14 protein-coding genes are annotated in these 22,754 nt (G+C 70.6%); 6 read left to right on the forward strand and 8 right to left on the reverse strand.

Annotated elements, in window-relative coordinates:
* Window positions 1-396: 396 nt before the first annotated feature.
* Complete coding sequence (locus tag ABT057_RS49220) at window positions 397-915, reverse strand: hypothetical protein (RefSeq protein ID WP_502973950.1); 519 nt, start codon at window positions 913-915, stop codon at window positions 397-399.
* Window positions 916-1,266: 351 nt separating this feature from the next.
* Between ABT057_RS49220 and ABT057_RS22435 the strand changes: the two genes are divergently transcribed.
* The 3 genes from ABT057_RS22435 to ABT057_RS22445 all read left to right on the forward strand — a co-directional run bounded on the left by ABT057_RS22435 (window position 1,267) and on the right by ABT057_RS22445 (window position 7,608).
* Window positions 1,267-3,753, forward strand: coding sequence for an ATP-binding SpoIIE family protein phosphatase (locus ABT057_RS22435; RefSeq protein ID WP_352345098.1), 2,487 nt, complete (start codon window positions 1,267-1,269; stop codon window positions 3,751-3,753).
* 574 nt (window positions 3,754-4,327) lie between these two features.
* A complete protein-coding gene (locus tag ABT057_RS22440) occupies window positions 4,328-4,555 on the forward strand; it encodes a hypothetical protein (RefSeq protein WP_352345100.1) in 228 nt (75 codons plus the stop codon).
* A gap of 137 nt (window positions 4,556-4,692) precedes the next feature.
* A complete protein-coding gene (locus ABT057_RS22445) occupies window positions 4,693-7,608 on the forward strand; it encodes a helix-turn-helix transcriptional regulator (protein ID WP_352345370.1) in 2,916 nt (971 codons plus the stop codon).
* A 76-nt stretch (window positions 7,609-7,684) separates the two neighbouring features.
* Here ABT057_RS22445 and ABT057_RS22450 read toward each other — a convergent pair whose 3' ends face one another.
* The 3 genes from ABT057_RS22450 to ABT057_RS22460 form a co-directional block, all read right to left on the reverse strand.
* Window positions 7,685-8,542 (reverse strand): hypothetical protein, encoded by an 858-nt coding sequence (locus tag ABT057_RS22450; RefSeq protein ID WP_352345102.1) that lies wholly within the window; start codon window positions 8,540-8,542, stop codon window positions 7,685-7,687.
* 125 nt (window positions 8,543-8,667) lie between these two features.
* Window positions 8,668-8,988: a hypothetical protein gene (locus ABT057_RS22455; protein WP_352345104.1), complete on the reverse strand. Its 321-nt coding sequence runs from the start codon at window positions 8,986-8,988 to the stop codon at window positions 8,668-8,670.
* A gap of 341 nt (window positions 8,989-9,329) precedes the next feature.
* Window positions 9,330-10,301 carry an SDR family NAD(P)-dependent oxidoreductase gene (locus tag ABT057_RS22460; RefSeq protein ID WP_352345372.1) on the reverse strand — a complete coding sequence of 324 codons (972 nt, stop codon included), beginning with the start codon at window positions 10,299-10,301 and terminating at the stop codon, window positions 9,330-9,332.
* A 62-nt stretch (window positions 10,302-10,363) separates the two neighbouring features.
* Between ABT057_RS22460 and ABT057_RS22465 the strand changes: the two genes are divergently transcribed.
* A complete protein-coding gene (locus tag ABT057_RS22465; protein ID WP_502973951.1) occupies window positions 10,364-10,936 on the forward strand; it encodes a TetR/AcrR family transcriptional regulator in 573 nt (190 codons plus the stop codon).
* A gap of 280 nt (window positions 10,937-11,216) precedes the next feature.
* Entirely contained in the window at window positions 11,217-14,099 is a 2,883-nt protein-coding gene (locus ABT057_RS22470; RefSeq protein ID WP_352345106.1) for an alpha-L-rhamnosidase-related protein, read from the forward strand.
* Window positions 14,100-14,558: 459 nt separating this feature from the next.
* Here the strand turns inward: ABT057_RS22470 and ABT057_RS22475 are convergent, their stop codons facing one another.
* Complete coding sequence (locus ABT057_RS22475) at window positions 14,559-18,149, reverse strand: ATP-binding protein (protein WP_352345108.1); 3,591 nt, start codon at window positions 18,147-18,149, stop codon at window positions 14,559-14,561.
* 168 nt (window positions 18,150-18,317) lie between these two features.
* Between ABT057_RS22475 and ABT057_RS22480 the strand changes: the two genes are divergently transcribed.
* Window positions 18,318-18,758, forward strand: coding sequence for a hypothetical protein (locus tag ABT057_RS22480; protein ID WP_352345110.1), 441 nt, complete (start codon window positions 18,318-18,320; stop codon window positions 18,756-18,758).
* A gap of 317 nt (window positions 18,759-19,075) precedes the next feature.
* Here the strand turns inward: ABT057_RS22480 and ABT057_RS22485 are convergent, their stop codons facing one another.
* The 3 genes from ABT057_RS22485 to ABT057_RS22495 all read right to left on the reverse strand — a co-directional run bounded on the left by ABT057_RS22485 (window position 19,076) and on the right by ABT057_RS22495 (window position 22,650).
* Window positions 19,076-20,608: an amino acid permease gene (locus ABT057_RS22485; protein ID WP_352345112.1), complete on the reverse strand. Its 1,533-nt coding sequence runs from the start codon at window positions 20,606-20,608 to the stop codon at window positions 19,076-19,078.
* Between the two features lie 282 nt (window positions 20,609-20,890).
* Window positions 20,891-21,478, reverse strand: coding sequence for an HD domain-containing protein (locus ABT057_RS22490; protein WP_352345114.1), 588 nt, complete (start codon window positions 21,476-21,478; stop codon window positions 20,891-20,893).
* Window positions 21,475-22,650: a clavaminate synthase family protein gene (locus ABT057_RS22495; protein ID WP_352345116.1), complete on the reverse strand. Its 1,176-nt coding sequence runs from the start codon at window positions 22,648-22,650 to the stop codon at window positions 21,475-21,477. The genes ABT057_RS22490 and ABT057_RS22495 overlap by 4 nt, the downstream gene beginning before the upstream one ends.
* Between the last annotated feature and the right edge of the window lie 104 nt (window positions 22,651-22,754).

Consider the following 22,754-nt stretch of genomic DNA (forward strand, 5'->3'; position numbering starts at 1 on the left):
GCCCTCGTACTGGACGTACTTGGGCTTGTGCCCGGTGCGGCGGTGGGGGCCCCTCCCGCTCGAGCGAAGTCGAGAGTGGGGGAGCGTGCCGGGCGCCGCGACGAGGCGAACGTTGCCTGCCGAGGCACCTAGGTGACTTCGATACCGCCGAGGCGGCCGTGGTCCAGATGCGGACCTACCCCGTCATGGGCCACCAGGCGGGTGAGGAGCGTCTGGGCGAGGCCTGGCTCCAAGCCGCCCGCGGACACCTGCCCCAAGCCCGGGACACACTGGCCACCGCGGCCGCGGACGCCCGTGACACCGGGCAACTCACCTCGGAGATGCTGCTGCTGACGGACATCGCCCGGCTGGGCGGCGCCAAGGAGGTCGCCGGACGTCTCCCCACCCGCACAACCTTCACGCTCGATGGAGCGCAAGGTAACAGGGGGCCGTCCTGCGCCGACCGGGAGGGCAGCCGGTCAGGCCCGACCGGTCCGCATGAGGGACCTCGGGCAGGAGGACTCGGCGAAAGCACAGCGGGGGCCGGGGCCTCGCACCGGGATGACGGCGCGTGCTTCCCGGCCTCGCCGAGGTGGTCGGCGCGCACTCCGGCGGCGCCGGTATCGGGATCGGTGAGGAGCGCGTCAGTGAGGTACGGCGGGCGCAGGCGGGAGTCGCCGCCCCGGTGCACGGACAGGTGCACGTCCTCGGGGAGTACGGGGAGTCGTTGGCCACGAAGTGCTTCAGGCAGGCGCCCACGCCCCGGCTCTGCAGACCGCGTACGAGGGCGGCGGTCAGGGTGCCGGTGAGCAGCGGGTCCTCGGAGAAGTACTCGAAGTGCCGCTCGACGAGCTCGGTGTCCCAGGTGGCCGCCACCGCGCGGGGAGCGGGGGCCGGCAGCCCGGTGGCGGCCGGGTCGTCACCGGTCCCGCTCACTCCCTGCGGGCCGTCGGAACGGGCCCCTGGGCAAGGGATGCGGTAGGTGCCGCCGACGGCCCGGAGGGGGCGCGGGAGGCGTGGGAGCGGTCGACCGGTCACGGGGGCCTGCAGCAGTGCGTGAGCATGGCAATCCGGGCCGTGGTCGAGCCGGACAGGCGCCGAGGGGCGGAAGGCGCCGTCGAAGGTCTCGCGGCCGGGGGGGCTGGCGGCGGTGGCCTGGGGACCGGCACGTCCAGGGGGAAGCCCTGAGTCTGGCGTAGCAGTATGGACGTACCAGGCCGGACCGGAAGCCCACCCGAGGCGGAGGAACCCAGCGTCGATCCGTGAGACACCGGCAGAGGCGGGACGATGACCGAGCAGCGACACACACATGGCGCCAGGCCGCATGACCTGTCCGGCAGCGTGATCGACGAAGCTCTCACGGCCAGGGCCGTCGTCGATGAGCACGGCATCGTCACCGAGTGGAGTGAGGGCGCCCGGCGCCTGCTGGGATACACGCCGCAGGAGATCGTCGGACTGTCGGCCGCCTGCCTGCTCGATGAAGAGGCCTCCGCAGAAGCACTCCATCGGATTCCTACCCTGCCGAGATGGAAGGGCAGAGTGGGGCTGCGGCATCGGGACGGGCACCGGGTGGAGGCCCGGCTGCTCGCCCACCACCAGTCGGGGAGAGCATCGGGTCCTCACTGGTTCATCGTCTCGGCCCTCACCGGGACGGCTCCCGCTCCGGAGGACGGCAGACTTGCCGCGCGGGGCTTCGAGCAGGCGGCCTGCTGCTCGATGGAGGTGTACGACACGCGTCTGCGCCTGCGCCTGGCCAACCACTTCGCGGAGCGTGCCCTGGATCTCACCGAGGCCGAGATGCGAGGGCTCCGGCACTCGGAGATCATGGCCCACCCGGAGTTCGAGCGGGTAGAGCGGCGCATGGAAGAAGTGCTGGCCACCGGTGAGCCGCAGTACGTGGACGCGCAGGTGCAGGTCACCGGTGAGACCCGCAAGCAGGCCTGGTCGCTCGTCCTCTCTCCGCTGCGCGACGAGCACGGCGAAGTGTGCGGCGTGGGTCTGTCCGCTCACGACATGACCGGGCAGTACTGGGCGCACAAACGACTGCAACTGCTCAACGACGCCAGCGCCCGCATCGGGAGCACCCTGGACGTGGTGCGTACGGCCCAGGAGCTGGCGGACGTGGCCGTCCCCGGATTCGCCGACTTCGCCACCGTGGACCTCCTTCCCGACGCACAGGCTCCCCAGGAGACGCGTCTGCCGGACACCAGCCCGAGACCGACCGCGGCAGCACTGCGCCGCGTCGCCCATCAGTCCGTGCTTCCGGGCGTCCCCGAGGCCGCGGTCTCCCCCGGCGAGATCGACAACTACGTCGTCGACTCCCCGACCGCCGAATGCCTGGACACAGGCCGCGCCGTACTGCACAACGAGAACGACCTGCACTCCGCCGACTGGTCGGTCGCGAACCCTCGGCGGGCGGAGGTGATCCGTGCCTTCGGCATCCACTCCGTCCTGGCCGTGCCGTTGCGGGCCCGCGGCACCACACTGGGCGTCGTCGTCTTCCTCCGCCACCGGCGGCCGGAGCCGTTCGGAGAGGACGACCTGGTGCTCGCCGAGGAGATCACGGCCCGCGCCGCGATCTCCATCGACAACGCGCGCCAGTACACCCGTGAGCGGGACATCGCGGTGGGGCTCCAGCGGACCCTGCTGCCGCAACGACTGCCTCGGCAGACCGCGGTGGAAGTGGCCTGCCGCTACCTGCCTGCGGGCACCCTGGCCAGGGTGGGCGGCGACTGGTTCGACGTGATCCCGCTGTCCGGCGCCCGGGTCGCCCTGGTCGTCGGCGACGTGGTCGGGCACGGCGTCCAGGCCTCGGCGTTCATGGGACGGCTGCGGACTGCCGTCCGCACCCTCGCCGACATCGACCTGCCGCCCGACGAACTGCTCACCCACCTCGACGACCTGGTCGCCCGCCTCTCAGCCGACGCGGACGCGGACGTGGACGCGAACGGAGCCGCGCCGCCCGACCAGGCCGCCGAGATCGTCGGCGGCCTGGGCGCCACCTGCCTGTACGCCGTCTACGACCCGGTTTCCCGGGCCTGCACGGTGGCCCGGGCCGGCCATCCCATGCCCGTGGTGGTCAGCCCGGGAGGCGCCGTGGACATCCTGGACGTACCTGCGGGCCCTCCGCTGGGTCTGGGCGGCCTGCCGTTCGAAGCAGCCCAGGTCATCCTTCCCGAAGGCAGTCTTCTGGCCCTCTACACCGACGGCCTGGTCGAGTCCCGTGACCGGGACATCGACGAAGGGATCGCTCGTCTGCGCAGGGCGCTCGACCATCCCGCCGCCTCCCTGGACGACGTCTGCGACACCGTGCTCGGCATCCTCCCCGCCGAACGTCCCGCCGACGACGTCGCGCTGCTCATCGCGCGCACCCGCACGCTCGGCACCCAGCACGTCTCCACCTGGGACCTGCCGGCCGACCCTGTCATCGTCGCCCAGGCCCGGGGGCTCGTCGCCACACAACTCGGCGCGTGGCACCTGGAGGAGGCGTGCTTCGTCACCGAGCTCGTGGTGAGTGAACTGGTCACCAATGCGATCCGCTACGCCGACGCGCCCATCCAGTTGCGCCTGATCCGCGACCGCCACCTCATCTGTGAGGTCTCCGACGCCAGCAGCACCGCTCCTCACCTACGCCGCGCCCGCACCTACGACGAGGGCGGCCGCGGTCTGCTCCTGGTGGCCCAGCTGACCCGCAGCTGGGGCACACGTCACATAGGTGACGGCAAGACGATCTGGGCGGAACTGGCGTTGGATACGGCCCACGCCGCTCACTGACGGGCGCCCGGGGGCCCAGGGCCCATGGGGTGGGCTGGGCTTCACCCCCCGGTTCGGGCGAGGACGTGTCGGGCGGTCTCCGCGGATCGGAGAAGCCGGAACCGGACGTTTCCGTCGGCATCGATGCGCACGCCGTGGACAGCCGGGTCGGGAAGGCTGTTGTAGTGGAAGGGTGTGGAGGCAGATAGGTCGGGTCGGTCGGTCCGCCGGCTCAGACGGCGTTGGTGTCGGACAGGCGCTCTCGGGCAGCACGACGGCCAGGACCAGCCCGACGGCGAAGAGCGGGACCATGTAGCGGAAGACCGGGGGCAGCGCGTGCTGGTAGGAGAGGACGACCGCGTCTTCGAGCTTGGCCGGCAGGGCGCGTGGACCGCGGCCGGGGTGAGGGAGTCGGTCTTGCCGACGGCCTTGGCGGCGGTGGCCGGGAGCCGGGCGGCGAGCTGGTCGGTGAGGCGGTGGGTGAAGATGGCGCCGGCCGCCGCGATGCCGAGTGTGGCGCGGCCGGACCGCCGTCCGCTCCGTGTCCGTCACGTCCGACGGACACCGCTCGGACTCACACACCAAAACACATAGTATGTCCGTTTCCTTGCGCTGCGGTCGGCCGGGCCGCACCGAGGCCGGCGCCTGGGACCGGCCGCCGAGCCCGGGCCGCCACCATGGCCGGCCGTACCGGCCCGGTGACAACCAGCCCCTCATGGGATGGCTGAGCCGGGTCACCGGCCTGCTGAGACGCAACGGTCCGGGCGACGAGCCAGCGTCGTCGCCTCCCGTCTCCGACGGGAAGCGACGGCTCGCCCTGTGAGATCCGTCCGTTCCGGCTCGCCGGCGCGGCGGTTACGACGATCACCGGGAGAGAATGATGTGCGAGGGGAATGTAAGGACAAGGGGGCAAATGTGGGAGCGGACGGGGTGGTTGGGGACGAGGGGAACAGGGCTCCGTTGCTGGGCCGCTCCGTCGAACTGGCCCGGTTCGACGCGCTGCTCGACCGTGCGGCGGACGGCACGCGCGGCACGGCGAGGGGCGAGGAGTTCCATGACAGCGGCCGTTCCCGGCTCGTCGACATCACCGGTGAGGCCGGCATGGGCAAGAGTCGGCTGCTCGGCGAGGTCTGCGCCCGGGCGAGCCGACGCGGAATGACGGTCCTGCGCGGCAGAGCCACGGAGTACGAGCGGCAGGTGCCGTTCCAGGTGTTCACCGACGCGCTCGCCCACCTCGACCCGCACGCCCTGGACGGCTTCCAGGAGACCGACGCGGTGGCGCCCCTCCTTCAGCGGGGCGGCACGGTCGACCGTTTCGGACTGCACCGGTCCACGGCCGTCATGCTCGCCCGGCTCGCCGCCCCGTCCGGGCTGCTGCTGGCCCTCGACGACCTGCACTGGGCGGACCCGGCGTCACTGGAGCTGCTGGACCATCTCGTACGCCATCCCGTGCACGCCCCCGTCGTCCTGGCCGTGACCCGCCGTGACCGCCAGAGTCCCGAGTCCCTCGCCGCCAGGCTCACCCGAGGACTCGACACCGGCACGGTCGTCAGACTCGGCCTGCGACCACTGAGCGCCCGCGACTGCGCCGAACTGGCCGGCCCCGGCCTGCCGCCCGCCGAGACCGCCGCGCTGTACGCCGCGAGCGAGGGCAACCCGTTCTACTTCCTGACCCTCCTTCAGGCCCACCGCGGCGGTACGACGCCCGAGTCCTCGGCGCCGCCCGGGCTCGGCACCCTGCTGCTGGACGAACTGACCGTGCTCGCCCCCTCCCGGCGCGGCATCGTCGAGGCCGTGGCGGTACTGGGCGAGCACGCCACCCCGGCGATGGTGAGCCGGGTGACCGGCCGCGCCGGCACCGCGTTCACCGCCGACGTCCACGCTCTCACCCGCCGCGACCTGCTGCGATTCGCCCCGCAGGGCCTGCTGACCCTGCGGCATCCGGTCGTGCGGACCCTCGTCCACGAAAGCACGCCCTTCTTGAGGCGCGTCGAGATCCACCGGCTCGCCGCGCAGGAACTGGCCCGCGCAGGCGCCTCCGCCGCCGAGCGGGCCCACCATGTGGAACAGTCGCTGACGGCCTGGGACCCAGCAGCGGTGGCCGTGCTCGACGAGGCCGCCGCACGGACCGCCCGAACGGCCCCGGCGAGCTGCGCCCACTGGCTCGATGTGGCACTCCGCCACCTTCCGCACACTCCCGAACACGCCGCCCGGCGGCGTGAGCTGGTTCTGCGACGGGCCCGCGCCCTGGCCGCGTGCGGTGGCCTGCGCGAGAGCCGCGACCTGCTCCAGGAGCTGATCGCCACCCCGCAGCGGTCACCCGATGGCCCGGCCACCGGCGAGGACCAAGGCCTCAGAGTGCGCGCGGTCGTCCTGTGCGCGCTGGTGGAGCGTCATCTGGGGCGCTGCACCGAGGCCGTCGCGCTGTTGCGCCGCGAGCTGGCCCGCGGCCCCGCACCGGCCGACGTCGTCCGGCTCGGCCTGGAGCTCGGCTCGGCCGCGCCCCAGGACAGCGCCACCTCGTACACCCAGGTGCGCGCCGAGGTCGAGGCGGCGCTCGCGGCGGCCCGGTCCACGAAGGACGAGATCGGGGAGGCGGGCGTCCTCGCCGTCGCCGCCCTGGGAGAGGCGTACGAGGGCGACATGACCGCGGCGCACGGACTCGCCCGGCAGGCCGCCGCCCTGGTCGACTCCCTGCCCGACAACGACCTCACCGCGCTGTGCGAACCCCTGGCCCGGCTCGGCTGGGCGGAGGCCTTCCTGGAGCACTACCCGGACGCGGAGCGGCACGCGGAGCGCGGCCTCGACATCGCCCGCCGCAGCGGCCAGCTCTATGTCGTGCCCCATCTGCTGCTGTGCCTGTCCCATGTCCGGGTCCAGACCTGCCGGATCTCCTCGGCGCTGGAACTCGCCGACCAGGCCGAGGACATCGCCCGCGGGATCGGCAGCGACCAGTTGCTCGCGTTCGTACTGGCGAGCAAGGCCTCGGCCCTCGTCGCCGCCTGCCCGCCGGACGATCCGCGTCCTCTCGCCGTCGCCGAGGAGGCGGTGGCCGCGGCCGGCACCGGGGTCGACTGGTGGGCCTCCACGGCCTGGTGCATCTTCGGCTGGGCGGCGCTCATGGCCGGCGACCCGGTCCGCGCCCGGGACGCGATGCTCCAGGCGGGCGGCCCCGAACTGCAGCGGATCCAGCCCTCGATGCGGCCGCTCTACCTGGAGATCCTGGTCACGTCCGCACTGGTGACGGGCAGGTTCGACGAGGCCCGCGGGTGGGCCGAACGGGCGCGAAAGGAGGCGGAACAACTGGGGCTGCCGATGCAGCGGGCGTCCGCGCTGCGCAGCACCGCCCATCTGCCGCTGGCGCAGGGGGACACGGCAGCGGCGGCGGACCTGTTCGCGGAGGCTGCGGCGGAGAGCGCCCGCTGCGGCGCGGTCTTCTGGGAGGCCCACTCCCTGCTGCTCGGCGCCCCGCTGGAAGCGGCGGCGGGCCGCGGCCGGGACGGCACGCACGCCTGGCTCAGGGGACGCCGGCTCGCCGAGGCGGGCGGCAGCGGAATGCTGGTCGGCCTCGCCGACGCCACCCGTCCGCCCGGCAGCGGCTCCGAGGCTCCGAACGGTTCCCCGGACCGCGCCGGACTCACCGAGCGGCTGGCCACCCTGACCGCCCGGGAGCTGGAGATAGCCGAGCTGGTGGCGCAGGGGCTCACCAGCCAGGCCATCGCCGACCGGCTCTACGTCAGCCGGCGTACCGTCGAGACCCATGTCTCCCGCACCTTCCGCAAGACCGGGGTCTCCTCGCGTACCGCCCTGGCCACGCTGATGGCCCGCCGCCGCACCGGGAGCCGTTACGGGAACGCCCGCGCGGAGCAGGACTGAGCGTGGTCCAGGTGCTCTCGGCGGTGACCGGTGAGCCTCTGCGAACCGGCCACCGCGGTCCCGGCCGGGAAGCCGCCTACCTGACGTCGACGAAGTCGCCGGGCGCCGTCGCGGAGCCGGTCGTGGCGGTGCCGGCGAAGACGAAGCGGTAGTAGCCGTCGGAGCCCGCCTTGGTGGTCGTGCTCACGGTGCCGGTGCTGCTGGTCTTGACCGTCTTGAGGGTGGTGTAGGTGCTGCTGCCCTTCTTGCGGAACTGCAACTGCACCGGCTGGGTCGCGTATCCCGCGTACTTGCCCGTGGTCCAGTTGGCGCGACTCAGCTTGCCGGTGACCGTGATGGTCCTGCCCTTCTTCACCGGCTCCGGGGAGGCGTTGGCGGTCAGCTTGGCGGCACGCTTGATCTTGGCCCTGGCGACGTCGTCGTCGTAACTGGCGTTCGCGTAGAGGTCGTAGGCGCCCAGGAAGAGTTTCCAGGTCCCCGCGGTGCCGTTGCCGTCCTTGAAGGCGACCGCGGGGTCGATGGTGAAGACCGTCTTGCAGCTGTAGCTGTAGCCGTTCTGGACCGTCGTCTCCGTGCAGGTGGGGTAGGCGTCCGACTCCAGGCCGCCCGTGATGGTGTCCGTGCTCGAACTGTCGGTGCCCTGCCACAGGAAGGCCTGGGTGATGGCTACGCCTTCCTCGTCGAAGGCGGTGAAGGTGACGGGAACGGCCTTCTTGCCCGTTACGCCGAGAACGATGTCCTTGCCGTTGTTGACGACGCCGTTCTTGAAGGTGGTGCCGCCCAGCGAGTCCCGCGGCTGGACGCTCTCCGAGGCGAAGGCTGTGAGATCCGTCGCCGTCCCAGGGTGCTCCGCGGCCTGGGCGGCACCCGGAAGAACGAGCGCCGAGAGGACGACGGCGCCGGAAAGGACGGTGGCCGCAGTGTGTATACGCATGCGATTCCCCCAAAGACGAGGTCGGGCGGTCCTGCCGAACTGTCCTTGTGGCAGGGCCGGAAAAAGTCGTTGATGTCGACGCTCTAGTCGGACGTCGGGCGTCGGCGTCGGACGTCGGGCAGAGGTCATCGGGCAGAGGTCATCGGCTGGGATCCGGGTGTGGCCAGATCGGCCGGGATTCCTCGGCCGTCCACCCCTCGTTGTCGTGGCAGCCTGCCGCCCCGGTCGGACACGGGGAGCAGGAGCGCCCCCGCGATCAGCAGCGACAACACCGCCACGAACCGGAGCAGCCCGGACCCCTCGTCCTGACCGTGGTCCGCCGCGTCGTTCACCACGGCCGGCAACAGGGCGCCGGCCGCCAGGTTCAGCACGGCTTGGACCCATACCCCCGCCATCGCCGGCCTGACATTCCTCGGCATCCGCGCCTTCACGCCCGGTGTCGTCATGAACGCAAGGAAACGGCAAAGGTGTCAGGGGCACGTCGGTAGGAGTACGTATTCCAGGTACGTATGTGCCATGGCCGCCTGCCCGCCGCGACCTCGTACGACCGTTGGCACAAGTCGCGCCCGAAGCCCGGACGTGGCCCGCCGGCACGAGCCCCGTGGCACCTTGTAGCACCAGATCATGGACGCCGTCCAGAGCGGCCGGCCCTTCACCGTCACCCGCACGGGTTTCCGACATCTGGTCCCGAGCAATGGGAGGGCATCGACCCCGACGGGGCACTGTCGGCCGTCGCCTGTCAGAGGGCCGACGGCCTTGTGCGGGCGGCAGACAACTCGTCGGGGTGTCAGGCGTGGAGCAGGTCGGTTGAGACCGCCCAGAGGTGACTGGCGGTGGCGGGGTCGAGGGCCCATTGCTTGACCCCGTGCGGGTGCTGCGCGAGGGCGGCGTCGTTCGGCACGGTGTAGGCCTCTTGTGCATCGTCGAGGTAGTGGCCTCCGGAGTGAGCGAACTCGGGGGCGACGGCGGCGACGATGCTGGTGGCAGCCCCCTGCTCGACCGTTTTGTACGTGAAGATTCCGGCGGCCTCGGCCGCGTCGAGCGACTCCTTCTGTTCCGGTGTGAAGTTCCGCTGCAGTCCGGTTGCGACACCGCCCGGGTTCACCGCGTTGGCGATGATGCCGTCGGACGCCCAGAGGCGGGTCGCCTCGACGGCGAAGAGGGAGTTCGCCGTCTTCGACTGGGCGTAGGCGATCTGCGGGTCGTAGCCGCGGCGTTCGAAGTGGAGGTCGTCGAAGTCGATGCCGGACCGCATGTGCGCCGTCGAACTGACCGAGACGATCCGTGCTCCGTCGCGGTCCGCCGCTCCCCGGGCCAGGGCGTGGTGAAGACCGGTGGCCAGCGCGAAGTGGCCGAGATGGTTCGTCGCGAATTGCAACTCCCAGCCCTCATGCGTTCGTTCGAGGCCACCGGTGACCACGCCCGCGTTGTTGATCAGCAGGTGAAGCGGACCGTCCCATGCGTCGACGAATCGTGTGACGGAGGTCCTGTCGGCAAGGTCGAGCCGGACGACTCGGGGTCGGATCCCTCCGGTCGACTTTGCGATCGCTTCGGCGACGGCGTTGCCCGCAGTCGTGCTCCGGACGGCGAGCGTCACTTCCGCCCCGGCGGCGGTCAGCGCACGAGCCGTCTCGGTCCCGAGTCCGGAGGAGGCTCCCGTCACGATCGCGCGGACGCCGGTGAGGTCGATGTCCTGCAGCACCTCGTCCGCGGTGCTGGAGGAGGTGAAGGGCGTGCGGATGAGTTCACGAGCATTCATGGCGCAACTATACGTACTAGACTTGATTTGTATAGTGCGGTTCTCGCTCATATGCTCCTTCCATGAGCAGTCCCGACGCCGGCCACCTGCCGTCGACAGTCGCCGACACCGACCGTCGGACCATGGTTCTGGAGTCCGCCATGGTCACGTTCGCGCGATTCGGCTACAGGAAGACCTCGATGGAGGAGGTGGCGCGGGCGGCGCACATCTCCCGGCCCGGGCTCTACTTCCTCTTCTCCTCGAAAGAGACTCTGTTCCGTGCCGCGGTCACCCAGGCTCTGGAGCGGGACATCGCAGCGGTCGAACACGTCCTGTCCGACACCGGCCGACCCCTTCGAGAGCGCCTCGTCGAAGCGTTCGACCAGTGGGCGGGCCGCTACATCGGTCCACTGGCGCGCGATGTCACGGCGGTCATCGAGGACAATCCCGACCTCCTCGGAGAGATCGTCGAGACCACACCCCGACGTTTCGAGGAACTGATCACAGACGCAATCGCCGTCGAGTCAGGACGAGAGACGGCCCTCGCTGTCGCCCGGACGATGATCAGCACATCGATCGGCCTCAAGTACCAAGCCGCGTCACGGGAGTTCTACCTCGAACGGATGGAGGTCGCCATCGGTCTCCTGGTGCGCTGAAGCGCTCACGGCCCCTACAGGACCGCCCGCATGGGGCCGCCCGCGGTCTCGGCCGGCGACGGGGCGGGCCGTGAGGGCGGGCGCCGCGACACGGGCGACGTCGAAGGTGTCGCCGCGACGGGTTGACACCCCGATTTCGCGCGCCCATCATCGGTGGAACTTTGGCGAGGCTCCTCGTACATCCAACTGTCCGATCGCTCACCAGGTGTCGTGGGCCATGATTTTGAATCGTTTCATACGTCACATTCCGGTCTTCCCTCACCCGCCCCGGGAGATTTCCATGCGTCGTCGTTCCCCACTGAGCAGATCGCCAGGTCGGTACCACCTGCTCAGCCTCGCCATGGTCGCGGCCGCCGTTCTGACGGCAGGTCCCGCGGCGTCGGCCGACCCCGCACCGACCGCAACGGACGCCCGCGAAGCGGCCCTTGACGCCCTGAACTACTCGCCGACCTCCCGCACCCTGAAGCCGGCCGCCGTGTACTCCACGTCCGGCAGCGTCGCGAACCCGCAGAACGTCCTCAGTGGACAGCCGACGCGGATCTCCGGCTCGCAGTCGGCCGTCACCCTCGACTTCGGCAAAGAGGTCGGTGGTCTGACAACGTTATCCTTCGGCAGCACCAGTGACAGCGGCCAGCGAGTCGGCCTGGCCTTCAGCGAGTCGTCCCTGTACGTGGGCAACAACAGCGACCGGAGCAGCGGCCGCGACGGCGAGGACGGGGCCCTCTACACCACGGCCTCCGCCAACGGCACCTACACGATGCCCACGGCCAGACTGCGGGGCGGCTTCCGCTACCTCACCGTCTTCCTCGGCACCTCGGGCTGGGTGGACCTCAAAGGCGTCAGCCTCGACTTCACCGCGGCTCCCGGGAAGAGCAACCCGGCCGACTACGCCAACTACTTCCACTCCAGCGACGACCTGCTCAACCGCATCTGGTACGCCGGGGCGTACACCGTGCAACTCAACACGATCGCCTCCGGCCAGGGCCGCGCCTGGCCCCCGCCCGCCTCGGAGTGGGACAACGGCGCCACCGTCGGCGTGGGCGACTCCGTCCTGGTCGACGGGGCCAAGCGCGACCGTACGGTGTGGCCCGGCGACCTGGGCATCGCCGTACCCACGCAGTACGCCTACTCGAGCGACCTCACCTCGACCCGCAACGCGCTCACCACGATGTACGACGCGCAGTCGACGGAGGGCGAAATCCCCTGGTCGGGCCCGCCGTTCAACCTCACCGGCTCGGACACCTACCACACCTGGACGCTGCTGGGCACGGCCACGTACTACACCTACACCGGCGACCGGGCGTGGCTGGACTCCGAATGGGCCGACTACAAGCGCGGGATGGCCTTCATCATCAACAAGATCGACGGCAACAACCTGCTCAACGTGACCCGCACCCAGGACTGGGCCCGGGTCGGCCAGGGTGGCGAGAACATCTCCGCCAACGCCCTGCTGTACGCCGCGCTGAGGGGCGGCGTCACCCTGGCCACGGTCGAGGGCGACAGCGCGCTCGCCGCGAGCTGGGCCGACAAGGCGACCGCAGTCAAAGCCGCGGCCAACTCCCGTCTGTGGGACGCCTCGAAGGGCATGTACAAAGACAACCCGACCAGCGGCCTGTACCCGCAGGACGGCAACTCGCTCGCGGTCTGGTACGGGCTCGCCGACTCCACCGCGAAGTCGCGCAGCATCGTCGGCCAACTCGCCACCCGGTGGGGCGCCTACGGCCCCACGACTCCCGAATGGGGCGGCAACGTCTCGCCCTTCGCCGGCGGAATGGAACTGAACGCCCACTTCGCCGCCAACGACGACTTCACCGCCCTGGCGCAGATCCGCCGCACCTGGGGCCACATGCTGAGCAGCGACATCGGCACCAAGAGCACCTTCTGGGAGGGCATCAAGGCGGACGGTGGCCTCGCCTATGGCGGTTCGTTCATGAGCCTGGCGCACGGCTGGTCCTCCGCGCCCACCTCCACGCTCACCTTCGACGTGCTCGGCACCGCACCGGAGTCGGCGGCCGGCGCGTACCGCTTCGTCCCGCACCCCGGCGACCTGACCAGCGCCGAGGGCAACATCACCATGCCCCAGGGCGCCATCAGCGCCTCCTGGTCCCGCGTCCCCGCCGCCGGCACGTACGCGGCGCAGCTCACCAGCCCGGCCGGGACCACCGGCCGTATCGGAATCCCGAAGTTCGGCGGCTCCGGCATCTCGGTGTCCGTGAACGGCAACGTCGTCTGGAGCAACGGAACCTTCACGCCCACCTCGGGAATCACCGGCGCAAGCCAGGACGACACCTACGTCTACCTGACCGGCGTCGCTCCGGGCAGCTACAGCGTGACCGCCACCGGGCTGGGCAATCCGCCGGCACCCGCCGAACCCGGTACCGGTGCGCTGAGGGCGGGCTTCACCCGGTGCGCCGGCGAGGGAGGTACGTGCTCCTTCAGCGGCACCCGCGCGGTGGCCTATGGGGCGGGGTCGTACACGTACAAGACGGCGACCGGCAGCACCGCCTGCACCAACGCCTCTTTCGGCGGCGACCCCGCGTCGGATCTCCTCAAGTCCTGCTACGTCGCCGACGCGGGCGGTCCGCCCGGATACACCGTCTGCGCCGCCGAAGCCGGTACCTGTGCCGTGCCCGGCTACAACCGTGACGTCGCCTACGGCGGCAACGGCAACTTCGCCCACCAGGTCACCAACGGGTCCGTCGCCTGCACCAACGCCCACTTCGGCGATCCCATCGACGGAGTCGCCAAGTCCTGCTACCTGCCGCCCGACGGAGCCCCGGCCGGCGGCTGGACCAAGTGCGCGTCCCAGAACGGCACTTGCCCGGCCGTTGCGGGGCAGCCGGTGATGTACGGCGCCTTCGGAGCGTTCACCACTCTCGAGGCCACCGGCGACACCCCGTGCACCGACGCCACCTTCGGCGACCCGATCCCCGGCGAGTCGAAGGCCTGCTACACCGCCACCGGCGGCCCGGCCGGCTATGCCACGGCCTGCTCGGACGAAGCCGGGACGTGCGCCTTCAGCGGACAGCGGACCGTCGCCTACGGCGCCCGGGGCAGCTTCCTGTACAGGTCGTTCACCGGCGGCACCGGCTGCACGACGGCGGCATTCGGCGGCACCGATCCGCTGCCGGGCGTACGGAAGAGCTGCTACCTCACCTCCTGAGGAGCGCCAGGACCACCGGCCTTCGCCTTGTGCGGTCAGGGCGAAGGCCGGCGGTGCCGTCATGGTGAAGTCCAGCGCGGGCTCCGCCCTCTGCCGGGCGCCCACTTCGCCCAACGGGTGCGCCGCAGCCGGGCCACGCCGGACGGACCGGAGGACGCCGCGCCTCGGCGACCGGCCCTTGACCGGCTTCACCCAGCCGGTGACCGACGCCGCGCACCGTCCCGGTCGGATCGGGCGGCCCGAGCCGCCGTCGCAGCCGGCCGATCAGGACGTCCACCACGTCGGACATCGGCTCGCTCGCCTCGCCCAGCAGTTCTCGATCAGTTCGGCGCGCGTCACTACCTCGCCCGCGCACAGCGCCAGGCGTTCTTCGGAACCGGAGAGAGCAGGAAGAGCGCACCCGGGGTGCGAACAGGTGCCACAGATCACAAACAGGCCGCGCCCTGCCGATCGTGAACTTCAGGTCCCCGTTGTCGGAGGCGGGGTTCGGGCGGCGATTCGGTGGTGTTCCTGATCGGCCAATTCGGACAGGGCGACGGCCCCGCAGCTGACGGAAAGGTCCTTCGCCTGTTCCAACTGAGCGAGTCCTTCGGCCTGACGGCCGGAGGCAGACAGTGCCACACCGGCTGTCAGCCGGGCCGTGGCCTCGTTGAGGGGCATTCGGGCCGCGCGAAACTCGGCAGCGGCCCGGCACGCGGTCGGACCCGCTGCCGGGTTCTGCCGGGCGAGTTGTGTCTCGGCACGGGCCAGCAACGCGAACCCGCGCCGACCGGGCGGCCCGTCAGGGGCTGCGCAGGCAGCGGCTGCGCGGTCGGCCCACATTTCGGCAGCTGTCACGTCGCCCAGGGCCAGTTCCGCGACAGTCAGCAGCCGGAACCACATCGGACGGACCGGGGCTTCGAACCCGAACAGGTGCGGACCGCCGCCCGCTTCGAGCACCTTGCCGACACAACCATGGGGATCGCCGTTGAGCAGCAGCGTCTGGCCGAGCATCCCGACGATCGCCGACCGGCGCGCGCCCGGTGCGGGGCCGGCCAGAGCGAGTGACTGCTCACAGATCTTCAGTGCTCCGGCGAAGTCTCCCCGCCACATCAAGACCGCCGCGCTCACCACCTCGGCCAACGAGCGCGGCTCGCTGCTGCCGACGAGCGATGCCGCCTCCAGGGCGTCATCGGCGTACATCGCCGCCTCGTCCAGGCGACCGAGCCACATGAAGGCGTAGGCGGAGGCGGCGAACAGATCGGCGAGCAAGAGGCTCTGGCCGGTGCGGCGGGACACTTCCAGGCCTCGGCCGAGATGGCGCAGAGCGGAGTCGTAGCGTTCGTGGAGCATTTCCGTCCAGCCGACCATGACAAGTGTGTCCATTTGACCGGCCAGTTGCCGGTCGTCGGCGTCGTCGAGTGCTTCCAGCACCAGGTCGAGGTAGTCGGTCGACCGGGCGTCGCCGGCGAAGGTATGCGCCAGTGCCAGGAGAGCGCGGACCGCGGTGGTCTGCAGCGGGTCGCCGATGTGTTCCGCCGAGCGCAACGCGCGTTCGCCCCAGTCGACGGCCGTGGAGAAGTCGTTCGTACGAAGCGCGACCACCGCGACCCCCAACTCCAGGGTGGCGGTTTCCGGCCTCACCTGGCCGTCGTGGTCCGCCAGCTCCCGCAGCAGCAGAGCCGTGGCCGCTTCGTACCGGCCGAGCGCCCACTCCATGGTGGCTCGGAGGGCGATCACCTGGGCCCGTCGGCCCTGTGCTCGCGCGGGCAGGAGGGATGCGGCCGTGCACAGGATGTCGCGGCTTTCCAGCAGTCGTCCTGCCATGCCCAGCGCATTGGCCTGCTGGAGCCACAGTTCGGGCCGCAGTCGGCTCTGCTCGCCGAGCAGTCGCAAGGCTTCCTGTGTCCAATGCGCGGCCGTGGCCGGTGCGATCGTCATCACCTGACGGGCGGCCCGTACCAGCACGTCGACGGCGTGCTCGTCTCCTACCCGCGCCGAACGCAGAACGTGCGACGCCTGAGCGGTCAGCGGCGCGCCGTGCAACGCCAGGCCGTCCGCGGCCCGGGTGTGCGCCTCGATCCGCCAACCGGCGCCGGCCCCCTGGTACACCGCTGCCCGCACCAGCGGATGGCGGAATCGGAATTGGCGCGTGGAGCCGATCTGGCGTACCAGGTCCCGCTCCGCGACCTCGTCCAGGGCGGCGAGAGCCTGTGCCTCACCGGTCTGGGCCACGACCGCCACCATGTCGGCTTCGAAAGAGTCGCCGAGCACCGCGGCCGCCTGTGTACAGACCCTCGCGGTGGCCGAGAGACCTCCGAACTCCTCCAGCAGTGCGGCACGCACCGATTGCGGCAGACCGTCGGCGACAGGCACCGAGCCGGCCGGGACCGCCTGGGCCACCGGGACCGCCAGGAGGTTTTCGTCTCCGGTGCTCCCGGTCAGCGCCTCCAGGTAGAACGGGTTGCCGCCGCTGGCCTCGTACAGCCGCCGGAAACGCCAGTGATCGGGCCTGGCCCCGCACAGCTCGGCTCCCTCGGCCGGGGACAGCGGACCCAGCTCGATCCTGGCGAGCCTTCCCTCCGTGCCCGCCCGGGCCAGTGCGGCGGCCAGTCGCTGCGGGGCCTGCCGGGGACGGTAGGCGAGGGCGAGGAGCAGCGGTGTCCTCGGCGGGTGCCGTACCAGATGGTCGATCAGCTCGGCTGTACCGTCGTCCGTCCACTGCAGGTCGTCCAGGCTGAGCACGAGCCCGCCGTCGGCACTCAGCGTCTCCAGCAGCATCCGCACCGCCCGGTGGAACCAGTACCGTTCGACCGTCACCGGCTCCGGCCCGGTCGGGAAGCGGTCGCAGAGCGCGGGAAAGACCGTACTCAGCAGGGTGAACGCGCCGGGCGGTGATCCATCATGCCGGAGCGGGAGGAGGTCCACAGTGCCGAGGTGGTCGTCCAGGGCGTCCACGAACGCACCGTAGGGAGCCCGGTCGAACTCCACGCTGCGGCCGGCCAAGGACAGGAAACCGCGCTGTCGCGCACGTTCGCCGAGTTCGCCGAGCAGCCGTGTCTTTCCGATACCCGGTTCCCCGATCACCTCGACCACCCCTGGCGCACCGGCCAGGGCATCCTCGATCGCGCCGTCGAGGAGCCTCAACTCCGCTGTCCGCCCGATCAGGTGACTTCCCGTCCGGGGGCGCTGCGGTGTCGCCGGGCCGGGCAGGTCGGCGCCCCGTGGGGTGCGCACCGGCGGGGGCGTGGGTAACGGGCGCGGCACGAGAGCGGGTGCGGATCCCGGAGCGCGCCCGGCGGCGAGGCCGGTGGCCGGGACGTTCAGTGCGGGGTCGGTGGTGAGGATCTGCTGGTGCAGTTGCCGCAGCGGGAGGCTGGGGTCACAGCCGAGTTCTTCGGCCAGCAGGAGCCGGGTTCGCTCGTAGTGGTTGAGGGCGTCGGCCGGGCGGCCGCAGCGGTACAGGGCGAGGATGTACTGGCCGACCAGTCGTTCGTCCAGTGGGTGCGCCTCGGCCCGGGCGGACAATTCGGCCAGCAGTCCGGCGTGGTGACCGCAGCGGAGCCGAACGTCGGTGTGGTCCAGTTCGGCGGCGGTGCGTTCCTGGTCCACGGCGTCACGGAGGGCGTTGATCCAAGGGGTGTCCAGACCCGCGAAGGCAACCCCCCGCCAGAGGCCGAGTGCCTGCCCGAACAAGGCCGCAGCCTGCTCGTCCTGCTCGTCGCGCGCGGCCGCGCGGGCCCGTGCGGCGAGGTCGTGGAATCGGTGCAGATCCACTGCGCCCGCCTCGACGTCGAGGACATAGCCACCGGATCGCCGGACGATGTCCACCCCCTCGGAGACGGCCAGGGCGCGCCGCAGACGGGAGAGGTAGCCGTAGAGCGTGTTGCGGACCCGCTGCGGCTGACGGTCGGCCCAGACGCGCTCGACGAGTTGGTCCACCGAAACCACCCGGTTGGCGTCCACGAGCAGCACGGCGAGGACACACCGCTGCCGGGCATGACCCAGATCGATGATCCGGCCGTCCACACGCGCCTCGACACTGCCGAGCAGATCGAACTCAACCGTCACAGCACGCCCCCGAGTCTCACGTCGCCACCCTGGCATAGCACCTTCGACCAGCGCATTCAACGTTTGTCCAAGGTTCACCGACGGTCGGCCGCGCACCTTGGTCCCGTCCACGCAACTGGGCCGACGAACCTAGGAGACACCATGCGCAATCGCACAGGAGCCGACGAAGTGACAAGCGCGAAAGCGACAAGCGCGAAGTGGGCCGTACGGACGGGCGCACTCATCTCCGGCGTGGCCCTGGCCGCCTCGCTGGGCGGCATCAGCCAGGCCCAGGCGGCAACGCCCAAGGCCTCCGCCGGCATCCAGTCCATCGACTACATCTCCGGCAAGGACGTCACGGTCGGAAGCTGCAAGGGCTGGATGAACCGCAGGTCCACCGACGGCTACGTCCAGGGACTCGTGCAGTCCTGGAACGGTGCGGACTGCGTCATGTGGCTGGAGCGCAAGGTCATCGGCTCGTACGACTTCACGGCCGTGTCCGACGGCTACGAGGTGGTCAACACCAGCGCCTCGACCGGCTTCCACTGGAACGGCACCAACGCGGGCTCGCGGGTCTGCGTCCACAACAACAGCACCGGGACCGGCGGCTGCGGCGAGACCGCCTGGTGAGCTCCCGTCACGTCGTCGCACACCACGGGGCGGTTTCTGCGGCGACGTGATCGCGAGCGGTGTCGGAGCCGGGCAGGCATCTGCGGCAGCCCGCCCGGCTCGCCGCCGAGCTCGGGTGCCGGGACCGGCACGCGATGCGGGCAGCACTGCACCTTGAGCTGAACCGTTCCGGGCGGGCCGGGGCCTCGAGCCTCCCGGAGATCCCGGAGCGGTTCGCAGAGATACACGTCGGCGGGCGGCGACGCCTTCCACCGTGTGCCGCGAGAGCCCCTGCGAGCCGTTCCCGGTGGTCGTGCGTCGCCGCCCGCTTCATGACGTCACATCGCTGCCGGCGTGCCGCCGTGACGGCGGTAGCGCAGATACACTAGTCCGCCGACGGCGCTGATGACCGCGGTGAAGACGATGGCGCCCCACTGGAAGTACCAGTGGTCGTCGCCGTAGACGGCGGCGCGCGGCCACGCCAGGTTGACGGTCATCGCCACGCCGTAGAGCACGGCCACCAGGTTCACCACGAAGCCCCAGCGGCCCAGGCTGAAGTACGGCCCGTGGTCCGGGCGCGGCCACTCGCCGCGCAGGCGGCGCAGCAGCATCGGGCCGGTGACCATCAGGTAGGGGATGTAGAAGAGGATGATGCCGACCGAGGTCAGGACGTAGAAGACCCGCTGGTTGCCGATGTTGACCAGCAGCAGGGCGATGGTCAGCGCGCCGGTGACGAGGGCGGGCAGGACCGGGGTGCCGGACTTGGGCGAGACCTTGGCCATGGCCGCGCCGAAGGGCAGGCGCCCGTCCCGTGCCATGGCGAAGATCAGCCGGATCGCCGCGGTCTGCACGGCGAGACAGCAGACCGTGACGGTGATCGCGGAGCAGATCAGGAAGGCGTCGCCCAGAGTGGTGCCGAGGGTGCTCTTGACGACGTAGGGCATGCCCAGCGTGCTGACCTCGGAGGCGCTGAGGTTGCCGACGGCCATCATGCCCACGAGCATGACGAGCCCGCCGGCGACGAAGGCGGCGAGCAGCGCGCGGAGGATGGCGCGAGGAGCGTGGCGGCGCGGTTCCTTGGTCTCCTCGGCCAGCGATCCGGCCGTGTCGAATCCGTAGAAGACGTACGCGCTCATGAAGGCGGCCACCAGGAAGGCACCGAAGTAGCCCCACGAGTGGCCGGCTCCGGTGCCGTGGGTCTGCATGACGACCTGGGGTCCGCGCTTGATGTGGATGGCCAGCATGACGATGAGCAGGACCACGCCCACCAGTTCGACCGCGACGCCGATGTTGTTGATCTTCGCCATCAGGCGTACGCCCGCGATGTTGACGATCGTGGTGAACAGGACGAGGCCGAGGGCGAGCAGGATCGCGTTCTTGGCACCGTTCGGCGTCGAGGTGAGACCGGCGTCCGAGGAGCCGCCGATGACCTGGAAGGCCAGCGACACCTGGGGAAGGATGATCTGGTAGGCGACGGCGACCGCGGCGGCGGTGACGATCGCGCCGATGGCCATGATCCATCCGGAGAGCCATGAGGTCGCCCGTCCGGCTATCTGCTTGGACCACTGGTAGACGGAGCCGGCCAGCGGGAACTGGCCCGCCATCTCCGCGAAGCAGAGGGCGACCGCGCCCTGGCCGATGAAGACCATCGGCCAGGTCCAGATGAAGGCGGGGCCGCCGGAGGCGAAGCCGAAGCCGAACAGCTGGAAGACGCCCGTCATGATCGACAGGTAGCTGAAGCCGGCGGCGAAGCTGGAGAAGGAGCCGAGCGAGCGTTCCAGCTCCTGCTTGTAGCCGAAGTGGGCGAGGTCGCTGGTGTCGTCGGCCGGCGGGGGCGCGGTGTCGGTTCTGACGGTTCCCGGGTTGCTCATGATCGCTCCAGGGGGCTGGCGAGGGAGTCGTGGAGATGCCGTGTGGACCCGTGCGGGTGAGGAAGAACGTGAAGGTCCTGAAGGGGACGACCGGTGTGGCGGTCGGGGCCAACGGCATGCGGCGGAGAGACAGGCGCGTCGGACTCGGATGTTCCGCAGTCCGAGATGAGGCGAAACGCTAAGTGACGAAACCTTTCGTCACAAGCGGTCGGCAGAATTGGTTCGCCACGCCGACGCCGCGGCACCCTCCCTCGGGCCGCCGCGGCGTTCGGTGTCGGTGGATCACGGCGTGAAGGGTCTGCCGCCGGGGTGTTCCGTGGGTTCGGGGACCCGGGTCGCGGAGAGCACCCTGCGCACCATGGGCTCGAAGAACTCCAGCGGCTCCCACTCGTAGTCCGGGTCGAAGCAGTTCTGGTCGTAGTCGGCGCAGAAGTCCACGGTGGCCTGGTAGTTGGGGTGGTCGCGGTACTCGTCGCGGGCGTGGGGGTCGCCCCCGATGTGATGGAAGTAGTAGACCCCCTGGAACAGTCCGTGGTGCCGGACGATCCAGTAGTTCTTCTCGGACACGTACGGCCGCAGCAGCGCGGCGGCCACCTCGGAGTGGTTGGCGGGAGCCAGCACGTCACCGATGTCGTGCAGGAGCGCGCACACGACCGTCTCCTCGTCCTGCCCCGCCCGGTGGGCGCGGGTGGCGGACTGGAGGCAGTGTTCCAGGCGGGTGATCCGGTAGCCGCTGTCCACGTCCATCGACCGCAGCCACCCGAGCACCTTCTCCGGGAACCGTTCCAGCTCGGCCGCCTCGATCTCGGAGAGCAGCGCGTAGTCCTCGGCCGTCCCGTCGGACATCCGGGTGAAACTCACCGTCCTCACGCGGACACCTCCAGGGCCGGCACGGCGGCGGACAGGGGCTTGTGCTCGCCGCGCAGGACGCGACGGCGGGCCATCAGGTCGTCCCACTCCATGTAGACGTCCTGGAGGTGGCGGGCGCCGCTCGCCGGATCGTAGGAGAGCCGGCCGTGCAGCACCCGGTGTCCGTGGACGGTGAGCAGATCGCCGTCCTCCGCCTTGAACGCCAGCTTGTAGCGGTCGCTGTCGATCATCCTGCCGAGCTTGCGGTAGGCCGCGTAGAAGGGCTCGACCTGGCCGAAGGGGATGTCCAGGGGCAGGGCGAGCTGGTTGGAGAACCGGAAGGTGCGGACCGTGCCCTCGGTGTCGAGCTGGATCATCGGCGCGACGGCCCGGGTGTCCTCGGTGTCGCTGAACAACTGGTACGGGACGGCCACCTGGGTCAGGACGCGGAACGCCTCGGGGTCCTCGGCGCGGAGGTCGGCGAGGACCTTCCAGCCGTCGACGAGGGTGCTCTCGCCGCCGGTCGCCTGGTTGACCAGGAAGTGCAGGAGCTGGATGCTCGGCGGCCAGGTGTAGCTGGGCAGGTCGGTGTGCGGCTTGAGCTCGCCGGGGGTGTGGGCGACGTTGTAGCCCTTCGGGTCGTGCCGCACATCGTGAATGCGGGCGAAGGCGACCTCGCGGACATGACCGAAGGCCTCCGCGAACCGCTCCACCTCTCCGTCGACACTCGGCACCCCGTGCACGATCGCCGCCCCGTAGTCGCGCAGCGCGTCGAGGTAGGCGAGCTGACCCTTCTCGTCCGCGCCCACCACGTCCTCGTAGACGAAGGACGGCAGCTCGCCGATTCCCGCGTCCCACAGCTTCGGGGCGTGCCGCCGACCGGCCCGCGCCTCCTCGGAGTAGTCGTGGTGCTTGAGCCAGTGCGTGGCGTAGGTGGCGTGGTGGCCGTCGTTCCATTCGATCCGCAGCCCCTCGACGGGATCGAACCAGGCGCTGACCGGCGCGATGTCCTCGGAGATGGCGGCGGTGAACAGCTGGCGCTCCCCGCTCTGGATCACCCGGGAGTCTCCGGACCAGCTGTTGTCGCGCAGCCATACGTAGTGGAAGTGGCTGGTACGGCCGTCCAGCGTGAGCGCCAGACTGCGCTCGCCGAGCTCGACCGGACCGGTGACCATCGGGCGTGTTCCGCTCATATCGACCTCCTGGTTGCGGTGCGCACCAGTGTCGAGGCCGCCCTGAGCCTCGGACAAACGACACTAACGGAGCCTGAGACCACAGGATTGTGTTGCTCGGGTTT

Source organism: Streptomyces sp. NPDC002588, assembly GCF_040295925.1.
In the GTDB taxonomy this organism is placed as follows: Bacteria; Actinomycetota; Actinomycetes; order Streptomycetales; family Streptomycetaceae; genus Streptomyces.

Bases quoted from the DNA above. Each gene is read 5' to 3' on its own strand.
- ABT057_RS22465 (WP_502973951.1), top strand. From the start codon at position 10,364: ATGAGCAGTCCCGACGCCGGCCACCTGCCGTCGACAGTCGCCGACACC.
- ABT057_RS22435 (WP_352345098.1), top strand. From the start codon at position 1,267: ATGACCGAGCAGCGACACACACATGGCGCCAGGCCGCATGACCTGTCC.
- ABT057_RS22455 (WP_352345104.1), bottom strand. From the start codon at position 8,988: ATGACGACACCGGGCGTGAAGGCGCGGATGCCGAGGAATGTCAGGCCG.
- ABT057_RS22440 (WP_352345100.1), top strand. From the start codon at position 4,328: ATGTCCGTTTCCTTGCGCTGCGGTCGGCCGGGCCGCACCGAGGCCGGC.
- ABT057_RS22495 (WP_352345116.1), bottom strand. From the start codon at position 22,650: ATGAGCGGAACACGCCCGATGGTCACCGGTCCGGTCGAGCTCGGCGAG.
- ABT057_RS22470 (WP_352345106.1), top strand. From the start codon at position 11,217: ATGCGTCGTCGTTCCCCACTGAGCAGATCGCCAGGTCGGTACCACCTG.
- ABT057_RS22460 (WP_352345372.1), bottom strand. From the start codon at position 10,301: ATGAATGCTCGTGAACTCATCCGCACGCCCTTCACCTCCTCCAGCACC.
- ABT057_RS22485 (WP_352345112.1), bottom strand. From the start codon at position 20,608: ATGAGCAACCCGGGAACCGTCAGAACCGACACCGCGCCCCCGCCGGCC.
- ABT057_RS22450 (WP_352345102.1), bottom strand. From the start codon at position 8,542: ATGCGTATACACACTGCGGCCACCGTCCTTTCCGGCGCCGTCGTCCTC.